At 46.0% G+C, this 6,581-nt stretch carries 10 protein-coding genes; 2 read left to right on the forward strand and 8 right to left on the reverse strand.

Annotated elements, in window-relative coordinates; translation table 11 throughout:
- The first annotated feature begins 25 nt into the window (after positions 1-25).
- Complete coding sequence (locus ACPV3A_RS36195) at positions 26-1,546, forward strand: ABC transporter substrate-binding protein (protein WP_426204704.1); 1,521 nt, start codon at positions 26-28, stop codon at positions 1,544-1,546.
- A 29-nt stretch (positions 1,547-1,575) separates the two neighbouring features.
- Here the strand turns inward: ACPV3A_RS36195 and ACPV3A_RS36200 are convergent, their stop codons facing one another.
- From ACPV3A_RS36200 to ACPV3A_RS36210, 3 genes are all read right to left on the reverse strand, one after another.
- On the reverse strand, positions 1,576-2,085 hold the full coding sequence (locus tag ACPV3A_RS36200) for a DUF4188 domain-containing protein (RefSeq protein ID WP_426204706.1): 510 nt from the start codon (positions 2,083-2,085) through the stop codon (positions 1,576-1,578).
- 6 nt (positions 2,086-2,091) lie between these two features.
- Positions 2,092-2,733: a TetR/AcrR family transcriptional regulator gene (locus ACPV3A_RS36205; protein WP_426204708.1), complete on the reverse strand. Its 642-nt coding sequence runs from the start codon at positions 2,731-2,733 to the stop codon at positions 2,092-2,094.
- Between the two features lie 251 nt (positions 2,734-2,984).
- On the reverse strand, positions 2,985-3,416 hold the full coding sequence (locus tag ACPV3A_RS36210) for a DnaJ family domain-containing protein (protein ID WP_426204710.1): 432 nt from the start codon (positions 3,414-3,416) through the stop codon (positions 2,985-2,987).
- A 142-nt stretch (positions 3,417-3,558) separates the two neighbouring features.
- Here ACPV3A_RS36210 and ACPV3A_RS36215 point away from each other — a divergent pair, with 142 nt between their 5' ends.
- Positions 3,559-3,705, forward strand: coding sequence for a hypothetical protein (locus ACPV3A_RS36215; protein WP_426204712.1), 147 nt, complete (start codon positions 3,559-3,561; stop codon positions 3,703-3,705).
- Between the two features lie 295 nt (positions 3,706-4,000).
- Here the strand turns inward: ACPV3A_RS36215 and ACPV3A_RS36220 are convergent, their stop codons facing one another.
- The 5 genes from ACPV3A_RS36220 to ACPV3A_RS36240 all read right to left on the reverse strand — a co-directional run bounded on the left by ACPV3A_RS36220 (position 4,001) and on the right by ACPV3A_RS36240 (position 6,566).
- Complete coding sequence (locus tag ACPV3A_RS36220; RefSeq protein ID WP_426204714.1) at positions 4,001-4,294, reverse strand: YfzA family protein; 294 nt, start codon at positions 4,292-4,294, stop codon at positions 4,001-4,003.
- A 56-nt stretch (positions 4,295-4,350) separates the two neighbouring features.
- Complete coding sequence (locus ACPV3A_RS36225; protein ID WP_426204715.1) at positions 4,351-4,977, reverse strand: ABC-2 transporter permease; 627 nt, start codon at positions 4,975-4,977, stop codon at positions 4,351-4,353.
- Positions 4,970-5,836, reverse strand: coding sequence for an ABC transporter ATP-binding protein (locus tag ACPV3A_RS36230; RefSeq protein ID WP_216530432.1), 867 nt, complete (start codon positions 5,834-5,836; stop codon positions 4,970-4,972). Before ACPV3A_RS36230 ends, ACPV3A_RS36225 begins: the two co-directional genes overlap by 8 nt.
- A complete protein-coding gene (locus tag ACPV3A_RS36235; protein WP_426204717.1) occupies positions 5,833-6,216 on the reverse strand; it encodes a GntR family transcriptional regulator in 384 nt (127 codons plus the stop codon). The genes ACPV3A_RS36230 and ACPV3A_RS36235 overlap by 4 nt, the downstream gene beginning before the upstream one ends.
- Positions 6,217-6,479: 263 nt before the next feature.
- Positions 6,480-6,566, reverse strand: a complete 87-nt coding sequence (locus ACPV3A_RS36240) for an IS3 family transposase (RefSeq protein ID WP_426201422.1) — start codon at positions 6,564-6,566, stop codon at positions 6,480-6,482.
- Positions 6,567-6,581: the final 15 nt, after the last annotated feature.

A 6,581-nucleotide genomic window follows, 5' to 3' on the forward strand; every position in this document is an offset into this window, starting at 1 on the left:
ACGCGGCGAAAAAAGGAGGATACCGATGATGTTAAAGCATCCAAGGCCCAAACGCATCTTCATGATCATCAGTCTCATAATGCTGCTGACATCCTATACAACCGGCTGCTTCCGGCAGCCCGGATACAACAGCGAAACCTATGACGGGGACACGGTAAATCTGATTTATTATACGATCGGAGAGCCCGACAAGGATCTGCAGCTCGTCAATGATAAAATCAATGAAATCATGGCTCGTAAAATCGGTGTGACGATCACCTATGTCAAGGTAAGCTGGCAGGAGTATGAGGATCGGCTGAACACACTCATATCCGCCGGCAGCCCGTTTGATATCGCCTTTGCACCTGAGTATGCAACTACCGCTATGCGCGGGGCCTGGCTGAAGCTGGATGACTACCTTGCCGGCCTGGGCCAGGAAATGTACGATGCCATTGACCCAACCTTTTGGCAGGGGGTGCGCATGAACGATGGCAGCATTTACGGTGTGCCGACCAATAAAGAGTTAGCCGTGCTTGATCACTGGATGTACCCCGCTTCCATCGTGAATAAATATAATATCGACATTACCAAATACAATACGCTGGAATCGCTTGAGCCGCTGCTTCGGATGATTCATCGGGAAGAGCCGGCCTACATCCCCATGGAATTGGATCGGGATTCCCACAATTTCTTCACTCTCCATGGATACGAATATATTATGAACCATAAATTGCCCTTGATGATCAAATCACTGGACCCGAGCGCTCAGGTGGTGAATATCTTCGAAACCAGGGAAGCGCGGCAGGTGCTGGATACGCTGCGGCGTTACTACAAGGAGGGCTTCATTAATGAGGATGCCGCGCTGCGAGAGCCTGGAGGACTTAAACGCGGGGCCAAAGTGTTCTGGAAATCTTCAGGCGGCGGTCCGCTCTCGGAGACGACTTGGAGTAAGGATCGCGGCTACAAGATTGTAGCCCATCCCGTAACCCCAAGCACCGTCACGACGGAATCCGTTCGGGGAGGCATCATGGCCGTGAATGCCAACACCAAACATCCCGTAGAGTGTATTAAATTTTTGAATTTACTCAATACGGACCCCGAAATACGAAACTTATTCAACTATGGAATTGAAGGCGTGCACTACACGCTGGATGAACAGGGGCAAGTCGTTCCAAATACGGACAAGGACAGCCATGGCGACCCGCTCCCGGATGCGCCTGCAAGCCGCTATTCAGGTGTACAATACACGCAGGGGAATTGGTTTATCCTGAAAACCATGGGCGGCGATAACCCGGATCCCCTCGACAAATGGGATCAATTCCGCAAGTACAACGCTGGCGTCGTCAAGTCCACCGTGCTCGGTTTTACGCCCGATCTATCCAAGCTGACCGCCCAAACCGATAACATCGAGATGGTCTGGCATAAATATTATCCCAGCCTCATGACAGGCTCCGTCGATGTGGATGCGATCCTCCCCAAGTTTAACGCGGAGCTGAAGCAGGCAGGCATAGACGACGTACGGCAGGAAGTGCAGAAGCAGCTGGATGCTTGGCGGGAAATGAGATGAGTGCTGGCAGCAGCCATTGATATTCTGGACTACGGATTTGGAGGTGTGGTTACAGCGGGTTCTCCCTCGCGGCCAAGCCGCCGGCTTGCCGTTTCCCTGCGCCCCGTCGCGGGGACGTGGGCTCCGGCTTTGGCCAAACCGAACCTCGGCATGTTGTTGTACAGGCATTCATGCTGCCCTTCCTGGACAAGATAGGTTTCGTGGAAAATCCCTACGTCCCCTCCCGTTCCAACTTTGCGGTTGAAATCCCGCCATGCCTTCAGGTGATTGGCTCCGTGACGGGCATAATGCTCCAGGTGTTCAAAGCTCCTCCAATATTGAATGAGTGTAAGTCCCCGCCCTGAAAAATGATAGGTACCGTCCATGAACCCGAGCTCCTCCTTGTTCCGGTACAGCTCCTGAAGCATCGGGGACATGGCGTTCATGACAGGCAGCCACTTATGCACCGCCCACCATTTGTTAATCCGAAACCCGATCACGAATACAACGAAGGAACCGTCCATGTGTGCGGTATATCGACCTGGAATCACTTTACCCATGCTTGCTCACTCCCCTTCCTTTACTTTAAGCAGACCCAGATGCGTTTCATAAAAGCGGCCAATATCCGTTGAATTGTACAATTGAGCCGTCAGAAACGCGCCATAAAAAATGGTGAAACAGATCTGCACGGCTTGCTCCAAGGTAAGAGCTTTGTTGAGCCTTCCGACTTGCTCTTCTTCCTTCATGAACTGCTGGAACAACGCATACATGTTAGGCGATTGGCTTCCCGCTTCCTCGTGACGGGGAAAAAGCAGCGATACTTCCGCAGGGCTGAGCTCCGGCATGCAGGGCTGCATGTTCTGCTCCGCAAGAAAGGAGATCAGGCTCGGCATCATGCCCGGTCTTACGTGATGCTCCTGAGCTACTTGGGACAACAGATGCCGAAAAGCCTGAAACCCTTTCTTCCCTTCTGCGTCGATCTCGATAATTCGCTGGGTCAGCCATACCCGCATAAAATAAATCAGCAGATCCTCTTTGCGTTGATAGAATTTAAAAAAAGTAACCTTGGATATTTCTGCGCGCTTGCAGATGTCCTCCACCATGACCTGGCTGAACATCCGGTCCCTCATCAGGGATATTCCCGCTTCATACAATGCGATTTTGTTCTTGGCTTTCTTTAACTCCCTTAATGAGATATCCGGATCCATCGTGATTGCCCCTCCATTAAATTAACTCGTGTAAATAAATTAACACGAGTTAATTAATTTTGTCAATACCGCCAAACAGACAGACAAAACACCCCTATCATCAGCGACACTGATGCAGGGGTGCGGCATACTTTTAAGGCCCGGATAAAAATATCCTGAAGAGACCCTGAAGCTGATAGCTTAGAGTCTCTTCGCCGTTTTTTTCGAATGATCTCTTAAATTGTAACGGGGAGCACATTTGAGGTAATTAGCTACTCCCATTTATCGTAGGCTGCGTGCAAATTGACTTCGGACAGGAGCCCTTTTTGCAGCTGTGGATTCGGAACCATTCGGTTGTACTTTATAATCTTTTGATTAATGGCCTCTAACTCTGTCTCTGGAATCGCAGTCGTCTCCGGACGATCCAAGAGCCGCTTGATGTCGGCAGCGATTTCTTTTCTCAGCTCGACCCATGCTGGCTGGTAATTCGCATTCTTCATAATCCCGGTTAGAACATCCCCGTCTTCGATCTTAATCGGCTTTCCCTTCAACGGCGAATCGTCAAAGCCGCCTTCTCTGGCAAATTTGTCGATGGCCGATTCCAGAAGCCCGCTGCTGGTCGACATGGGGCGTCGTTCCTTTTCTTCACTATGATCTTCTTCAGAAGCAAGAGCTGAATTTTTTGGATCATCATTCCGTTCCATTTTGGTCACCTCCGTCTTACATATCAGGGAGATAAATTCTGTCCTTCGATGAAATGTCGAAGATTTTAAACTCCCCCTTATCATCTTGATGAATATGAAGCTCGTAATCATTCTTTCGGTAAAAGAAAGGCTGTTCCTCCTTTTGAATCTCCTTGTAGAATACTTTATCAGTTATGAGTTCTCTTCCTATCGTCATTTGATCACGGTCGGTTACTACTGGTTTCATCTGCTCGCTGCCGTTGACTTCGGATTTCGAGACCAGCTGTTCCGAATCATTGCATGCCTGTAACACACCCAAGAGCAAGAAAAATCAATCGAAACGAACTTGAACTTCTTATTTTCCATGATGTATTCCACTCCCTACTGCTATGTAAAATTATCCAAAATATAACATACCACATCTAAAATTAACAGTTTCTTTGAGTGTGTATATTGCATCATTTGGACTCACAATTTCGAAGGCACCGACGAAAGTGGTCTTCCTTCACCCGTTTATGACGTAACAGTGAAAGGCCCGACATCGTTTAGAGTCGGGCCTTTCATGCATTTTGATTTTCGCCTTTTTCATCTATGATGTAGTGAATTCATTTTCTAGAAACAAGGTCTTTTACTGCACCTATTAAAGCTGCCGGGAGTAATGTAACGGCAAAAATGGCAGTGAATAAGTTATGTTCTTGGGTTTTATAAGGTGTGAACCATTCCGTGAATAACTTCGATTCAGAGAAATCGGCAAATAATGACCCTTCTTTAACTTTGAATGGGGTCCACGAGGCATTATCAAACGCGATAAACAGTATTTGTAATACAATAAGTCCCCCTGAGAAATACATCCAGCTTTTTATCCGGGAAGAACCAGCTTTATGTTGTGTATCTTTCAATGGATGCGCTCTCCTTTTTTATCATTTATTACTTCATCATGCATCCGCGGGGACTCTTATAAGTCTTTCCTCTTGAATAGGCTTATCGTTAAGAAATAGGAAGCAATGAATACAACGACGATACCGATTAGAATCAGAAGTAATGTTTGATCGTTAATGAGGCCTTTCTCGCTCACCATATTCATCAGCACCGCTGCAGGTTGTGCCAGGATAATTAAGGAGATCATGAATACGGCATTGATAATTCCGGCTCCTTTTTTGCTAAGTGCGTAAAAAAGAGGCATATAGATAGAAATGAGAACAAGCAGCATTCCTACGGAAACCAATAAGGACAATACCGTATAATCTGGCTTGTCAAGCTGTGGGAATGAAAGATCAATGATCCGGTGAATCCCGTAAGAAGCAATGACTCCAAACAGTGTATACACGATGGCTGTTATGTATTTGGCCAGCACAATATGTTTGCGACTAATCGGCAGCGTGACCAGAAATTTATGGTTATGGTTTTTGATATCGATCATCGTAGCTAGAATAATGGAGCTGAAAGCCGTATAGATTCCTACAAAATAGATAGACATTTCACTTTTTGGTATAAAAGCGATGCTGAATACAGCGAGATAGAGAAGAATCGTCCACAGTGAGCTTTTTAAAGCGATGAAATCTTTACGAAGCAAATTAAGCATGAACTCTTCCTCCCTTGGCAGTGAAATACATGATGTCTTCTAAGGATGGTTTTTCTAAAATAGCATTATTGCTAAACAGCTGCGCGGCCTTGCGTCTATTATCTACCAAGCCCTCAAAACCAAGCGTCGTCTCACGAATCCCGATAAATTCCTTTCGAATATCCGAATCAATCAGTTGCATATCGCCCTTCACGATCGCGTATCTCTCAAGCACATCATCTTTCGCTTCATTGAATACAAGTTTTCCGTCATTGACGAAAGTAATGTAGTCAGCAATACGGTCCAAATCCGTCGTAATATGTGTCGAGAAGATAATCGTATTTTTTTCGTCCTGCATCATATCCGCAAGCAGATCGAGCATTTCCCTTCTGAACACAGGATCAAGTCCCGAAGTCGGCTCATCCATGACCAGGAGCTCAGCCTCATGGGATAAGGCAACGGCAAGGGCGAGTTTAATCTTCATTCCCTTAGATAAATCTTCAACCTTCTTCTTAGGGGACAATTCGAATTGTTCGAGGTAGCGGTTAAATTTCTTTTCATTCCAATGGCTGTAAAAAGGTGCGATCATTCTCTTCGTATCACGAATCGTAAGATGCTCATAATAGAAGCAATCATCCGAGACGATGCCGATGCGCTGTTTAATGTCGACTTCATGTTGAGGCATATCCAGGCCGAGTATTTTTACACTGCCGGAATCGGGACGGACCATGCCGAGCATCATCTTGATTAAGGTGCTTTTACCAACACCATTCGGACCAATGAGTCCGGTAATGTAGCCTTGTTTCACATCGAGAGATACATGATCGACTTTGAAAAGAGGGTATGTTTTCGTTAAATTTCGTAATTCGATTGCATTCATGGTGTTTGTTCCTCCTCGAACAGTAAAGTCAGATGATCGATTACATCTTGTTGACTCATGTTTAATTCCTTGCTTTCTCGAATGATATTGATCATTTTCTCTTCTAATCGCTTCATGCGCTGCTCCCTGATAAAATCTTTATTTGCCCCTGATACGAAGCAACCCTTGCCTACGACCGAGTCGATTAGCTTTTCGTTCTCCAATTCTTCATAGGCACGCTTAGTCGTAATAACACTAACCTGCAAATCCTTAGCAAGCTGCCTTATAGAAGGGAGACTGTCGCCTGCGCGCAATTCTCCACTCAGGATACTCTGTCTAATCTGGTTCATAATCTGTATGTAAATCGGATCGTTCGATGCGTTGGATAATATAATTTTTATGCCGTTCACCTCACTGCTGTTAATTAAGTGCATACCGTATATATATAATATATACACTATACCCTCTTGTGTCAATTCATCCATCTGGGCAGTGATTCTCGTCCTCTACGATTGTTAACATAAAAAAAGCCGCGGGTTACGCTACTTCGTATGGGGATATATGCTTATCTCCGACAGGGCCATTATGGGGATATGACTAAAGCAGCCGCCCCTTGTTGAACTGTGACCCCAATTGTGGAGGATTTATAAAAAACAGCCTGGACTTAACTAGCAAGCAGATGGCCTCTGAATTCGTCAGGGGTCATCTTTTTTAATGTCCATTGGTATCGCTCAGCATTGTAGTAACTTATGTAATCAGCAACACG

It is taken from the genome of Paenibacillus sp. Dod16 (assembly GCF_049893405.1).
Taxonomy (GTDB): Bacteria; Bacillota; Bacilli; order Paenibacillales; family Paenibacillaceae; genus Paenibacillus_AQ.

Coding starts and splice junctions, on each gene's coding strand:
- ACPV3A_RS36195 (WP_426204704.1), top strand. CDS start 26: ATGATGTTAAAGCATCCAAGGCCCAAACGCATCTTCATGATCATCAGT.
- ACPV3A_RS36200 (WP_426204706.1), bottom strand. CDS start 2,085: ATGGGTAAAGTGATTCCAGGTCGATATACCGCACACATGGACGGTTCC.
- ACPV3A_RS36205 (WP_426204708.1), bottom strand. CDS start 2,733: ATGGATCCGGATATCTCATTAAGGGAGTTAAAGAAAGCCAAGAACAAA.
- ACPV3A_RS36210 (WP_426204710.1), bottom strand. CDS start 3,416: ATGGAACGGAATGATGATCCAAAAAATTCAGCTCTTGCTTCTGAAGAA.
- ACPV3A_RS36225 (WP_426204715.1), bottom strand. CDS start 4,977: ATGCTTAATTTGCTTCGTAAAGATTTCATCGCTTTAAAAAGCTCACTG.
- ACPV3A_RS36230 (WP_216530432.1), bottom strand. CDS start 5,836: ATGAATGCAATCGAATTACGAAATTTAACGAAAACATACCCTCTTTTC.